The sequence below is a fragment of the Methylococcus sp. ANG genome (genome assembly GCF_040730495.1).
GTDB lineage: Bacteria > Pseudomonadota > Gammaproteobacteria > Methylococcales > Methylococcaceae > Methylococcus.
This window is the reverse complement of sequence record NZ_CP160399.1, coordinates 3,944,798-3,957,458: the sequence shown is the minus strand read 5'-3', so window position 1 is coordinate 3,957,458 and position 12,661 is coordinate 3,944,798. Positions and strand designations below refer to the sequence as shown.

14 protein-coding genes are annotated in these 12,661 nt (G+C 64.2%); 3 read left to right on the top strand and 11 right to left on the bottom strand.

The window, feature by feature from the left end; all coding sequences use genetic code 11:
* Window positions 1-5: 5 nt before the first annotated feature.
* The 6 genes from ABZN20_RS19310 to mmoY all read right to left on the bottom strand — a co-directional run bounded on the left by ABZN20_RS19310 (window position 6) and on the right by mmoY (window position 3,992).
* Window positions 6-326: a hypothetical protein gene (locus tag ABZN20_RS19310; RefSeq protein WP_218805997.1), complete on the bottom strand. Its 321-nt coding sequence runs from the start codon at window positions 324-326 to the stop codon at window positions 6-8.
* Window positions 327-340: 14 nt separating this feature from the next.
* On the bottom strand, window positions 341-1,387 hold the full coding sequence (gene mmoC, locus ABZN20_RS19305) for an aromatic/alkene monooxygenase hydroxylase FAD-binding subunit MmoC (protein WP_218805996.1): 1,047 nt from the start codon (window positions 1,385-1,387) through the stop codon (window positions 341-343).
* A gap of 12 nt (window positions 1,388-1,399) precedes the next feature.
* Entirely contained in the window at window positions 1,400-1,711 is a 312-nt protein-coding gene (gene mmoD / locus ABZN20_RS19300) for a soluble methane monooxygenase-binding protein MmoD (RefSeq protein WP_218805995.1), read from the bottom strand.
* Between the two features lie 160 nt (window positions 1,712-1,871).
* The gene (mmoZ, locus tag ABZN20_RS19295) at window positions 1,872-2,375 is read right to left on the bottom strand and encodes an aromatic/alkene monooxygenase hydroxylase subunit gamma (protein WP_367026309.1); all 504 of its coding nucleotides are present in this window, start codon (window positions 2,373-2,375) and stop codon (window positions 1,872-1,874) included.
* A gap of 10 nt (window positions 2,376-2,385) precedes the next feature.
* Window positions 2,386-2,811 (bottom strand): methane monooxygenase regulator MmoB, encoded by a 426-nt coding sequence (gene mmoB / locus ABZN20_RS19290; protein WP_218805993.1) that lies wholly within the window; start codon window positions 2,809-2,811, stop codon window positions 2,386-2,388.
* A gap of 11 nt (window positions 2,812-2,822) precedes the next feature.
* A complete protein-coding gene (gene mmoY / locus ABZN20_RS19285; protein ID WP_367027588.1) occupies window positions 2,823-3,992 on the bottom strand; it encodes an aromatic/alkene monooxygenase hydroxylase subunit beta in 1,170 nt (389 codons plus the stop codon).
* Window positions 3,993-4,083: 91 nt separating this feature from the next.
* Here mmoY and ABZN20_RS19280 point away from each other — a divergent pair, with 91 nt between their 5' ends.
* A complete protein-coding gene (locus ABZN20_RS19280) occupies window positions 4,084-5,475 on the top strand; it encodes an IS1380 family transposase (RefSeq protein ID WP_367025178.1) in 1,392 nt (463 codons plus the stop codon).
* Between the two features lie 304 nt (window positions 5,476-5,779).
* Here ABZN20_RS19280 and mmoX read toward each other — a convergent pair whose 3' ends face one another.
* Window positions 5,780-7,363, bottom strand: coding sequence for an aromatic/alkene monooxygenase hydroxylase subunit alpha (gene mmoX / locus ABZN20_RS19275; protein ID WP_218805991.1), 1,584 nt, complete (start codon window positions 7,361-7,363; stop codon window positions 5,780-5,782).
* Between the two features lie 430 nt (window positions 7,364-7,793).
* On the opposite strand from mmoX, the gene ABZN20_RS19270 reads away from it, so the two are divergent.
* Window positions 7,794-8,066, top strand: coding sequence for a DUF4242 domain-containing protein (locus ABZN20_RS19270; RefSeq protein WP_218805990.1), 273 nt, complete (start codon window positions 7,794-7,796; stop codon window positions 8,064-8,066).
* Window positions 8,063-9,910, top strand: a complete 1,848-nt coding sequence (locus ABZN20_RS19265; protein ID WP_367026308.1) for a dynamin family protein — start codon at window positions 8,063-8,065, stop codon at window positions 9,908-9,910. Before ABZN20_RS19270 ends, ABZN20_RS19265 begins: the two co-directional genes overlap by 4 nt.
* On the opposite strand, the gene ABZN20_RS19260 is transcribed toward ABZN20_RS19265, so the two are convergent.
* From ABZN20_RS19260 to ABZN20_RS19245, 4 genes are all read right to left on the bottom strand, one after another.
* Window positions 9,907-10,332 (bottom strand): copper chaperone PCu(A)C, encoded by a 426-nt coding sequence (locus tag ABZN20_RS19260; protein WP_367026307.1) that lies wholly within the window; start codon window positions 10,330-10,332, stop codon window positions 9,907-9,909. The two genes, ABZN20_RS19265 and ABZN20_RS19260, sit on opposite strands and share 4 nt — an antisense overlap.
* Window positions 10,329-10,922 (bottom strand): SCO family protein, encoded by a 594-nt coding sequence (locus tag ABZN20_RS19255; RefSeq protein WP_367026306.1) that lies wholly within the window; start codon window positions 10,920-10,922, stop codon window positions 10,329-10,331. The genes ABZN20_RS19260 and ABZN20_RS19255 overlap by 4 nt, the downstream gene beginning before the upstream one ends.
* 80 nt (window positions 10,923-11,002) lie before the next feature.
* The gene (locus tag ABZN20_RS19250; RefSeq protein ID WP_367026305.1) at window positions 11,003-11,878 is read right to left on the bottom strand and encodes a hypothetical protein; all 876 of its coding nucleotides are present in this window, start codon (window positions 11,876-11,878) and stop codon (window positions 11,003-11,005) included.
* A gap of 4 nt (window positions 11,879-11,882) precedes the next feature.
* Window positions 11,883-12,638: a ferritin-like domain-containing protein gene (locus tag ABZN20_RS19245; RefSeq protein WP_367026304.1), complete on the bottom strand. Its 756-nt coding sequence runs from the start codon at window positions 12,636-12,638 to the stop codon at window positions 11,883-11,885.
* Window positions 12,639-12,661 lie beyond the last annotated feature (23 nt).

Sequence of the window (12,661 nt, the reverse complement as noted above, 5' to 3'; positions counted from 1 at the left end):
TCCAGTCAGGATTGATTGTTTTTGCGCGCCGCGGGTGACAGGTGGCGCATGTAGGCTTCCCCGGCGTTGGCGCGGCTCGTGCGGGCACGCTTGAGGCGGGACCAGATCCACACCAGTTCGCGGTCGCGGAAGTCCATGGTCCGCTTGAGCTCCCATTCTTCCTCGGGAGTGAGGACGTGGTCCCAGTACTCCTTGAGTTCGGCGACCCTGCCCGTGCCCAGGGAGGCCGCGAGCCCCTTTTCCTTGCGCACGAGATCCTGGATGCTGGCATCCAGTTGCTCGATCATTTCGCGCAGGAATTGGGGCGGGAACTGCTCGGTGCTCACGGCGCTTCCCCGGTTCAGGCCGTACCGGACGGCAGGAACTTTTCGAAGAAGACCTGTTCGCCGGGAATGCCGTGGCTGCGCGCCACCTCGCAGGCGGCATCGATCATGCCCGGCGGGCCGCACAGGTAGATGTCCGGCCGGACGGCGCTGGCCTCCAGGTCTTCCCGCAGCAGATCGATGGGCGAGCCCTGCTCGCCTTCCCAGTCCGCGCCCGGCTTCCAGACACAAGCCTTCACGGTGAGGTTGCGCATGGATCGTTCCAGGGACTTCAACTCGTCGATGTAGAACAATTCCGGCTCGGTGTTCACGCCGAAATAGATGCGGGTCTCGTTAGGCGCGGTCCACTCCCTCATTTGCCGGACCATCGACACCACGGGCGCCAGCCCCGTTCCCCCGGCCACGAAATAGCGCGGCGCCATGCCATGCTCTTTCAGTCCGAACACGCCCAGCGGCCCCTTGACGGAAAGCACCTGGCCGACGCGCGCATCGTTGCGCAGGTAGTCCGAAAACCGCCCCTCCGGCAGCACACGGATCAGGAACTCCAAGCGACCTTCCGGGTTCGGAATGTTCGCCGGCGAATAGGCGCGGGAAACGTCGGTGCCGGGAATGGTCAGCTCCATGAACTGGCCGGGCTCGAATTTCACCCCCCGGTTGCCGCACTCGTCCGGCCGCTTCTGCAACAGGAACTGAACCGTGTTGGTCGACACCCAGTTGAGCCCGACGACCTCTGCCTCGAAGCTGCCGACCTCGCCGTAGCTGATCCGGCAATGGGTGTAGGGCAGCTCGACTTCCAGATCGGTCTTCGGGTAGGTCCGGCACAGCAGGACCAGCCCGTCCTCTTCCTCTTCCGGGGGCAGGGCCTGAACGCTGCAGCCCTTGAGGTCGTAGTCCCCTTCCGTGCACAAGGCCTTACAGGTCGCACAGCCGCCTTCCCGGCAGGACGACATCAGGAAGATATCCTGGCGCAGGGCGGCGGTGATGACGTCCTCGTCCGAACGGCATTCGAAGCGGAGCGATTCGCCATCCTCCGTGACCGCCGTGATAGTGTGAACTCTCTGCATAAACTTACCTGTTCAATGTTGAACCCCGCCGGTCCGGCCCTCGCCCGGAGCGCGTTGTTCGGTCATGCCAAAATAATTCAGTACGTGCGTCACCGCGCGGATCGACGATTCCAGGCTGATGGAGCAACCTTCCTGCACGACCCTTTCCTCCCGAACGATGACCCACCGCCACATGAAATCGAGATCCTTGGCGTAGGCCGCATAGGTGCCGTCGCGCTTGATCAGATGCCAGTCCGCGGAAGGGAAGAAACCGGCCTGGAGCCCTGGTTCCTCGAACCATTCGTCTGCATCGCCCGAAAATGGCTGAAATGCCGATTCGACCATGGTGATTTCCTTACGATAGATGGAGGAGCGCGCGGCGCACCGGCGCGCTCCTTGAAAAACCAAAAGCTCCGGGCCGGACCGGCTGGCCGGCCCGGAGCGGCATCCCTGCCCGGCTGGACTTTGCGGCATTGCCGTAAGTCCAGCCGGAGACTTCCTCCCGTCAGTGCGGCGCCTGCAGATGCACCACCCGCACGCCGCGCTGCTTGCGCAGATCTTCCAGCGGCGTGTCGTAGTAGTTGAGGTTGCGCAGCTCCATCAGCCGGGTTCCCAGTTGGCGTTCGCCGTCCAGGAAGTAATTGACCGGCATGATCGGCGGCTTGTAGGCCTGGCGGAAACCGATGTGGATCTTCTCCGCTTCCCACTTGTCCTTGGCCGCGTGCATCTTCTTGACGGTGCCGTCCAGAACGGCCTTGGCGTCCTCGCCGAAAGCGGTCTTGTGGCGGAAGTCCGCCTCGCTGAAGGCGTGTGCCTTGAGGACGGCGACCTTCTCCTCGAGCTTGGCCTCGATCCACAGGTAGTCGTTGTCCAGCTCGTAGCTGTTGCGGAACGGCGTGCTGTGGTCGATCCGGAACTGCTTCAGCATCTCTGCCGCCTTCTCCAGGGTGTTGAGCAGCGCGATCCTGTTCACCCAGGCGTCGCGGGTGTCGTTGCTGTGTATGCCCATGTCGATCTCCTTATTCGTGATAGTCTTCGAGCTTCCGGTCCAGGCCCATCAGTTCACTGGTGATGGTGAACTTGTTGCCGAGGGTGTAGGCCCGGCCGATGGTGGAGGAAACGTCGACCAGGAAGTCATAGACGTTGTAAGAGCGGCCCAAAAGCTCGGTCAGCTCGTCGCAGTCCACCTCGATCTTGCCGTTGGCCTTGATCCACCAGTAGCCGGCCCGGTCTTCCACGTTCACCGTCGGATTGACGTTCTTCTTGTAGTCCGTCAGAAGAATCTCCTCGATGAAGGTGTTGATCTCGTCCGATTTCTTGAGGACCAGAACGACCGTGTCGCTCTCGTGGACCACCTGGTTTTCGTCGGCAAAGAACTGATCGGCAAAATCCTTGCCTTTCAAACCCATGATGCCGGCGTCATATGCGTTGCTGCTTACGCTCATCGTGATATTTCCTATTTCAGTCCTGCCAAAACCGCGTTGACAATCTGGTCGCGGTCCGCCTTGAAGTCGATCCTGCTGGCGTAGTCCTCGATCCAGTCGTCGACGACCCGGTACAGGGAAGCGGTGATTTCATCCTTGTCGGTGGCGCCGGCCGGCAGTTTCGCGAACAACCCCATGAAGTCGCGCAGTGCCCCGATGGTGGGCTCCAGCCACTTTCCGGTCCAGTTGCGCATCACCGTACGGTTGTAGTCGCCGAATTCCGGATCGTCGCCCAGGGTGGTGTAGTACAGGTCCTGCACCCCCACCTTGGTGATCTGGAAGTAGGTCTGGGCCTGGTTGATGAAGAACGGCGTCAGGTTGTCGCCGAATCGAGGCGCCAGCCGCTGGAAGAACTCGCGGCGGACGAACTGGCCGAACAGCGAGTCGTAGACGGCATGGACCGAGAAGGCGCTCTCGTTCCAGTCGAACACCTCCTGCCACAGCGCCTCCACCGCCAGGCGAGCGCCCTTGTAGACGCCGCCCGTGGTCCACTCGGCCTTCGGCACCGCGGTGGATTCGTCGAATCCGGGCACGATCTTGGCCAGGAACCCGCGCTCCAACTGGATCATCTGGGCCAGGTCGATCTTGTCGAAACCCCAGAAAGTGATGCTGACCCGGGTCACGTCCGACAGCGCCTCGCGGGAAGCCTGCGAATGGGCGTTGAACAATCCGTATTCGTTGAACAGGAATGCGCCCCAGTATTTGTTGATGAACTCGTCCCGCCAGGTCGGGTCCATCGACCGGATCTGGCCGTCGGCGGAATAGCCCTGCAGGAAGCGGTCGGTGTAGCGCCATTCCTCGGCCTTGTCCTTGACGTAGGGCGCGTGCCAGCGGCGCAGCGGGTCGCGGTGCTTGTACCAGTCGACCGTCCGCAGCTCCGTGGTCTCGTTGCCCCAGGACGGACGGCCGCCATGGAACTTCTGGGTCCAGTCGCCCCAGTCCAGGCCGCCGGAGATCCAGTCGGCGTTGGGCTGCGCGTACACGGTCAGGGCTTCGTATTCCGTCAGGCGCTTCCAGCGCGGCGTGACGAAATAGCCCATCTTGTTGTTGCTGTCCAGCGGAGCTTCGGGAAGCGCCTTCAGGATGACGGCCGCCATTTCCGGATCGGTCAATCCGCGGCGTCTTTCTCCTAACCCGGATATTTCAAGAAAGTGGGCGAATCTCGCTTAACCAATTGATATAATTGGAGTTGCGCCAATAACGCTTCGTACGAAGCCTAAACGAGACCGCCCAATGAGTGATTCTATCCCGACCCAGCTCCGTTTTCCCACCGTCGCCGGCTTCACCGTCCGTGCCGACTTCGAAGGCGGCGCGGTGTCCAGCGACTTCGGCGCCCTCCTCCTGCAGGGCGTGGATCGGCAGACCGGATTGATCGCCCGTCTGGCCTCGGCCATTCAGGATCGCCGGCACCCTTCCTACATCGCCCACAGCTTGGCCGACCTCCTGCGTCAGCGCATCTTCCAGACCGCCTGCGGCTATGCCGACGGCAACGACGCCAACAGCCTGCGCCACGATCCCGTGTTCAAGCTGGCGGCCGAGCGGGCGCCGTTGGATGCCGACAACGCCCTGGCTTCCGGCCCCACCTTCTCGCGCTTGGAGAACGGAGTCTCCCGCAAGGACATCTACCGCCTGGCCCGCGCCTTCGTCGATGCCTTCATCGCCAGCTACACCACCCCGCCCGCGGTCATCGTCTTGGACATGGACCACTCCGAAGACCGCACCCACGGGCAGCAGGAACTGGCCTTCTACAATCACCACTACGGCAGCCACTGCTATCTGCCGCTGTTCTTGTTCGAGGGCCTCTCCGGCAAGTTCATCACCGCCGTGCTGCGGCCCGGCAAACGCCCCACCGGGCGCGAGAACGCCGCCATCCTCCAGCGGGTCGTGCGCCGCCTGCGCCAGGCCTGGCCGGATACCCACCTCGTCCTGCGCGGGGATGGCCATTTCGCCAACCCGGAGTTGATGGCCCTGTGCGAAGCCGATGCACGGATGGATTTCCTCTTCGGCCTGGCCGGCAACCAGGTGCTGACGCCCAAGGCCGAGCCGCTGCTTGCCAAGACGCGCGCCTTGCATGCGCAACGCTGTGATTTCGCTCGCCGCGCCGAACAGCCCGAGCCGGCGGCGACCCGTTTGTATGACGAGGTGGCCTACCAGGCCGGTTCCTGGCCCAAGGCCTATCGGGTGGTGCTCAAGGCCGAGGTCATGGGCCTGGGGGACAACCCGCGCTTCGTCGTGACCTCGCTCGCCGACCCGACGCCGGAGGCGCTGTACCGGGATCTGTACTGCGCACGCGGCCAGGACGAGAACTTCATCAAGGCGGTGAAGAACGATCTGGCCAGTGATCGCACCGCCGACCATGCCTTCCTCGCCAACCACCTGCGCCTGTTCTATGCCTGTGCCGCCTACAGCCTGATCCACAGCCTGCGGGAGCACACCCTGTGCCACACCGAACTGGCCAAGGCGCAGCCCATGACCCTCATCCTGAAGCTGTTCAAGCTGGCGGTGCGGGTGGTGCAGTACAAGGACCGGATCAAGTTGCACTTGCCGAGCGCCTGTCCGGTGAAGGCGCTGTTGCACCGGGTCACCGAGATACTCTATCTCGTCCGACCACCGGCCATGGCCTGAAGCGCGCCGTCACCCTCAACCGAGGAGGATCCGGCAGGACTCGGAGGGTTGATTGCGTCCAGTGTCTGGATTCCGGCCACCACCCCCGCGAAAAGAGGCAGGTCGAGGGGCTGCCCATGCCTCATGGGGGGCGTAGGTCAGTTCGGTGGACTGAAAAAATAGGCAGCTGGCCAAGCTATCGGGCGCAGGGGGCATTTTTATGAAACATCCGGGCTAACATGCTCATATCAATGTTCCTTTAGTTTGATGTTGATCGGGTGATTGCGGGACCGGACTCCGCCCAGGGACGGAGCCCGATGCGCGATCACTGGAATGCCTTCACCGGGTTCTTGAAGACGCAGTTCAGACGTTTGATGTCGTCCAGGGTCCACAGCTTGTCGCCGCGGACGTGGGGCTGGGCGATCAGCGTCTTGCCGTCGCTGCGCAGGCCGTGCAGCTGGGCGATCACTTCGGACAGCTCCATGCCTTCGTACTGTTCGAAGATGTTCTGGCACTCGTAGCGCTCCGGCTCGGCCAGCCACATGCGTTCACCCCACTGGTCGCTGAAGGTGTGCATCTGGCCGTTGTACTCGTGCACGCGCAGGGTGCTGGCGCCCTTGGCGAGGTTCGGGCAGAACGGCACCTGCGACACCCGGTCGATGTAGATCGGGTGGTTGTTTTCGATGAACCACATCAGCGGAATGAAGCCCGAAGACGGATCCTCGCAGCCGCGGGCGCGCCATTCCTCGTAGATCTTGCCGTAATGGTCGTACCAACCCGGATAGTTGGCCTCGAACCAGGCCATTTCTTCCTGGTCCGGCAGGGCCAGGCGGAAGAAGCCGGTCGGCCACAGCGCGTAGGCCAGCAGGAACAGGTCATGGTGCGCCCAGTAAGCGTCCTGCTTGGCGTCCTTCAGGCTGCGGGGGGATTCCACGCCGTACTTGCCCAGACGGCCGATCCAGATGCCGCCCCAGTCCTCGTACACCCAGCGGTTCCAGGTCTTGACCCAGGGCTCGACCTTGAACTTGGAGCCGTATTCGAACAGCATGCCCAGCGCCGGCGTGAAGTACTTCTGCTGGGTCCAGAACGCGTTGTTCAGGTCCGTATTGAGGTACTTGGCGGCAGCCGGATCGTTGGCGATGGAGACCACGGTCTGGTAGCCGTTGGCCATGTGGCGCAGCTCGTCGGTCTCGATCGACAGGAACACCGTCGGGGTGATTTCGTCACCGTTGGCGGCGGCCCATTCGGTCACTGCGACGATCAGCGGGTTGGTGAAGCAGGCTTCGCCCACCAGTTGCAGGTTGATGGAGCATTCCACCGCGTCGCCGGAGATGAAGCCGTCCGAGAACACGCGCTTCATGCCCTTCCACAGCGGCCCGATGGTGCGGGTGCGGCGGGCGTCGTTGTGGCCGGCCGGGTCCTGACCGTTCTTGGCGAAGTAGTAGTTGACGTAGGCGCACTGGTGGGTGTGGCGGATTTCGTCCAGCACCTGGGCCAGATAGCCGTTCTTCTGTTCCGCGGACTGGGCGGAGTCCCACAGCATTCCGCTGGCGGCGATGGCGTTGTATTCGCCCACTTCCAGGAAGTTGGAAACCACTTTCATGGTCTCGTTCCACTTCGGGTGAACGCGGTGGCCGGCGTTCAGACGGGTCAGCGCATCCTGCAGGCTGCCGAACTGGCGTTCGTCCTTCACGGCCTCCATGCGCGCATATTCCTTGGCGATCAGCTTGAACTGTTCCTTGGTCTCGTTCGCCATCTTGTACTTGGTGGCGTACTTGGTCCGGTTGTTCTTGAAGTCCCAGTTGAAGCTCTGGAGCCAGCGGTGCACTTCCTGTGCATTCACGCTGGCGGGTGCCCGATTGGCAGCCAGCGCGTCCGTCGCGGCCTTGGTTGCGGTGCTAAGTGCCATTGGTTGTTTCCTCCGTAACACATTCTTTGAATGACGAATGCCCGGTGACGTCAGTGGACACCGGACATACAACCTCCGACGAGGTCGTGACAACTTAATTACAGGGATCGTGCCAACTTTTAATTCAGGCCAGAGATACAGGGATATCAATACCTTGAGACGATGACAGGAATACCCAACCGTATCCGTCTTGAATGGACGATGTGTCCGATAACGCTACACCTGTCCGATCTCCGGACAGTTATCGGACATAATGATTCCATCCGGGCCCAACGAAGGGCTATGCATCGATGCCGGACCATGAGACATTTCGCCGCATTCAACGAAATTGCGATCCATGGAAAAATCGGGTAACGCACGATGCGCCTCGATCGACAAGCACGATACAGGCCGATCTTCTAAACCAAAAAAAACCTTCAGGCGAATAACCATGCCCAAATATGTCATAGAGCGTACGATTCCCGGCGCCGGAAACCTGTCGCGCGATGAGTTGCAGCGGATTTCCCGGAAGTCCTGTTCCATCCTCAACGCGATGGGACCGCAGGTTCAATGGCTTCACAGCTATGTCACCGACGACAAGGTGTATTGCATCTACATCGCCCCGGACGCCGCCACGCTGATGCAGCATGCGCTGGAAGGCGGCTTTCCCGCCGATGCGATCAACGAAGTCCGCACCGTCATCGATCCCACCACGGCGGAATGAACGCCATCCCCCGTTCCGGCGTGGCCGGTGACACACCCGCGGCGGCCGGCTATGCGGACCTCAAAGCGGAACTCCTGAGCCTGATCGACGAGCTGGCGGAAAACTTCCCCGGCGCTCTGCGCCCTGCCCTCGCCTTGCGCGACAAGCTGCAGGCCGGCCATTTCGACGTCCTGACGGTCGGGCAGTTCAAGCGCGGCAAGACCAGCCTGATCAACGCGCTGCTGGGTGAAAGCCTGCTGCCCACGGCGGCGGTGCCGCTGACCTCGGTGGTGACCATCCTCACCTACGGCGAGACGCACCGGGTCACCGTCCATCCGCTGGACGGCGGCCCCTTCGACATTCCCCCGGAGGCGCTCGCGGATTACGTCACCGAACCGGGCAATCCCGGCAACGGGAAAGGCGTGAGGGAGGTGCTGATCCGGACGCCCTCGCCCCTGCTGAGGAACGGCGTGCGCGTCGTGGATACCCCCGGCGTCGGTTCGGTATTCCGCCACAACACCGACACCGCCTATGCCCGGCTGCCGCAGTGCGATGCGGCTCTGTTCGTCCTCTCCGCCGACCAGCCCGTGAGCGAGGCCGAACTGGAATTCCTGCACGAGGTCCGGAACTACGCCGGCCGCATCTTTTTTCTGCTGAACAAGATCGACATCCTGCGGGAAGCCGACACCGGCGAGGTCGAGCGCTTCTCCCGCCGCGCCCTGGCCGAGGCGGTGGATGCGGATGTCCGCCTTTTTCCTGTCTCCGCTGCACAGGCGCTGGCGGGGAAAGCCGCCGATGATCCCGCGCGCCTGGAGGCGAGCCGGCTCCCGGTCTTCGCCGAGGCGCTCGAGCGCTTCCTGATGGAGGAAAAAGGCGCCCTACTGCTCGACGCCGCGGCTTCCGGCCTCGCGCGCCTGATCGGCCGGATGCGCATGGAAACCGGGCTGGAGCGGCGCTCCTTGACCCTGCCGATAGCGGAACTGGACGAAAAGATCGCCCGGTTTGCCGCCCGCCGGGCGCAGGCGGAGCGCGAACTGCGGCGGCTCGACGGGCGTCTGCGGCAGGAGTTCCGCCTGCTGGCCGACGGGATTTTCGCGGGCGATCCCGAGCGCCGGCTCGAGGAGCTGAGTTCACGCCTGGGCCGGAGATTCGACGGACTGGTCCTCGATCAGGACCATCGGACCCCTAAGGATTTCGACGAGCGCCTGGAAACCTTCATCCGGGAGGAAGTCGCGGAGGCTTTCTCCGGCTGGCGGGATGCGCTGGAACGGCAAGGCGGCGCGGCGGTCGCGGAAATCGCCGAAGAATTCAATCTCGGCATCGACGAAACGATCGCCGACCTCCAGCGCTTCGCCGGCGGTCTGTTCCGGCTTGCCGTGCCGGCCGCCGCCCCGGAAACACCCTGGCCGGAGAGACCGCACACCGGCTTCCGCCCCCCCGGCGAACCCGTGGGGCTGGAGCTGCTCGCGGAACAGGCGCTGAAACGGGCGCCGGACCTGGTCGCGCCCCGCTTCCGGAAGTTCAAGGCCCTGGCCGAGCGCTGGGCCAGGCACGGCATCGTCCGGCGGCGCAGACGCCAGTTGGCCGAAGCGGTGGAAATGCTGGCCGGACGCATCCGCAGCGACTTCCGGCGGCACTTGGAGGAAGCGAGGGAGGAGCTGTCGGCCAGCTTGCGGCAGCGCCTGGCGAACGTGGCGGACGGACTGGAGCAGGCCTTGGCCAGGGGCGCGGCGGAGCGCTCACAGGCCTCGGGCGAGGCGGCCCCGCAGCTTCAGCGGCTCGAAGCCCAAATGGCGTTGCTGGACGGCTTCGATGAACGCATCCAGGCCTTCCGCATGCGCGCGGCGGCCCAGGCCCGAACTTAACCGCTCTTGCCGACCGGCATCTTCACTTCCAGCGTTCCAGTCGAACAGAACAGGCGGACGGTGATCCACTCCCCCTCGTGAAAATCTCTGGCAGGCTTGATCAGCATCAGATGGCGCTCGCCCGACTTGATGGCGAGCGAGCCATGCGGCGGCACGGTCAGCGAACTGTCCACCGTCATCCGGATCAGCCCGTCCCGCCGCACCAGCGAATGGAATTCCACCGCCGAGAAATCCGGGCTGTCGGCGCGGCGGATGACGAGCGGCGCATCCCCGCCGTTGCGCAGGGTCGCAAACCCCGCGAGGACGCTGGCGCCGGGCGGGGATTCCATCACTCTGGCGTCTGAAACCTCCAGCCCTTCGCAGGCGTGGCCCGGCATGGTGACCAAAGCCAAGGCCCCGCAGAGGATACGAACAGTCATCATCGAGCAACCCGTTTCCTGAGTATCGTTCCGAGATCGGCGGCCAGCGTCTCGGCCTGGAACGGCGGAGTCAGATAGCCGGCCAGGCGCGCCTTCGGATCGAGCAATATCAGCTCGGCGGAATGATCGATGCCGTAACCCTCGCCTTCCGCGCCGGGATTCTTGACGAACACGAAGCCGAGCTGGCGCCCCAGCGCCGTCAGCGCATCCACCGGGCCGGTCACCGCCCGGAAATCCTTGTCGAAATAACGCACGTAGCGCCCCAGATGGTCCGGCGTGTCGCGCTCGGGATCGACCGAAACGAAGAGCACCGCCAGCCGCGCGCCATCGGCACCGAGCCTGGCTTTGGCGGCCTTGAGCCGGGACAGTGTGGTTGGACAGACGTCGGGGCAGTGGGTATAGCCGACGAAGACGACGGTCCAGCGGCCGAGCAGGCCGGCCCGCGTGAACGGCCTGCCGTCGTCACCGGTCAGTGCGAAATCGGCGATGGGCCGCGGCTGGGGCAGCAGGCTGCCGGATACCAGCGGGCGGGCGCGCTCCGCCTGCTCCCGCCATGCCAGCATGCCCAGGGGCAGCGCGACCGCCGCAATCATTGCGATCGCGGCGATCCGGCTGACGCCATTGCGGGCGGAGCCCCCCCTCCGGCCGCGTAGAGCGCTCCGTACCTGTCCGTTCAAAACTCCTGCCTGTTTTCCTCACGTATCCGCCGCCCGCCCCTGCCGGTAAACCCCAGTGCGATGCGCGCCAGTGCCGGCAATAGGCGCGGACGCAGCAAATCCCGATCGTATGCGTCCAGCCGGCGCCGGTTTTCCTCCAGACAGGCCTCGAGGAGCCTGCCCACCGTGAAGCCCTGCATCAGGCCGGCGGCCTGGGTCGCCGAAAATTCCCGGCCGTTGCCCTGGTGGCGGGCGTTCCGCGAGGCGACTCCGGCCAGCGCCGCGATCGCGCGGGCGTAATACCATGCCGAGGTCAGGCCGCGCAAGGGAGCCGCGCCGCGGCCGTGCCGCGCTTCGTGCCAGGCCATCCAGTTGACGAAGAACAGCACGTGGCGGACTTCCTCCCCCATGAGGATTTCCAGGATGGCGAACATTCCCGGCGGCAGGAATCCGCTCTCCCGCGCGAGCCGGAAGAAGCCGAATCCGAGGAAGGAATCCACGCATTCGCCGTAGCCGAAGTCGATGAACGTCCGTTCGACGTTCGACGGCAACGGCGGAATCTCCCTGGCTTCGATCACGATCCCGTAGCGGGCGATCAGGTGGCGGACCAGACGCTCGTGGCGCCTTTCCTCCTCGGCCATCAGGTCCATGGCCTCGCGCACCAAAGGGTCCGGAATGGTCGGCGCGAACGCCTCGATGATCCGGATCGCCCGCATCTCGGTGTACAGGACCTCCTGCCAGAACGGCACCTCCCTGAGCCGCTGCAGCATGGCCGGCTCCAGCGCCGGCCAGGCCAGCCGTTCCGGCTCGAACCGCAGATGGCTGTCGATGAAGCTGCGGCAGAACCGTTGCCCGTGCTCCGCCGATCCCGCCTTCAGTTTCCCTCCCGCCATCGCCTCAGCTCCCCATGGCATCGTTGCGCAACGGGGGCCGGAGCGCCGCCAGCCGCCGCCAGGCGAACGTCCGTTCCAGGACGTAGGCCGCCGAAACGCCAAGCTCCAGCAGCCATTGCTTGGGCCTGCTCCAACCCAGGAGCGCCGCCATGTGGCGGACGAACGCCAGGCCGACGTCCCGGTAAACACGGATCTCGGCCCGCGCATAGGCCTTCAGCATTTGCGCGATGCGCTCTCCGTGGCCCCGGCCGCTGAGCTTCAGCAGTTCCTCGTGGGCGTAGGAGAGATGGTTGACTTCGTCCTCCGCGATGACCCGCAAGCTCGGCGCCAGTTCCGTATCGCCGCCGAACACCCGGAGCAGACGGTTCACCTCGTCGGACGCGCGTTCCTCGGTCACCTTGCTGTGCACCAGGTACTGCAGGATTTCCTCCAGACCGAGCGGCTCGTCACGGCCGAGCCGGCCATGCGGCAGCCCGATGCCACGGCTTTCCAGCATCATGCAGTAATCGGCATCCGCCGGCACGGGCACTTCGTCCAGCCCGGCCTTGCGGAGCAGCTTGGAAAACATCAGGCCATGCTTGGTTTCGTCGGCGCCGTGCCGCAGGATCTTGCGCGCCAGCGCCGGGTCGGGCGTCAGCGCCGCAATCCGCTCGTTCTCCCAGCCGCCCTGGGTCTCGCCCTTGGCGGCGATGCTCATCAGAAGCTGGAACGCCCGGGGATCGCGCCGTATCTCCTGAAAAACGCTGCGTGTCGAAAGCATACGCATCTCCCTCGATGAACGCC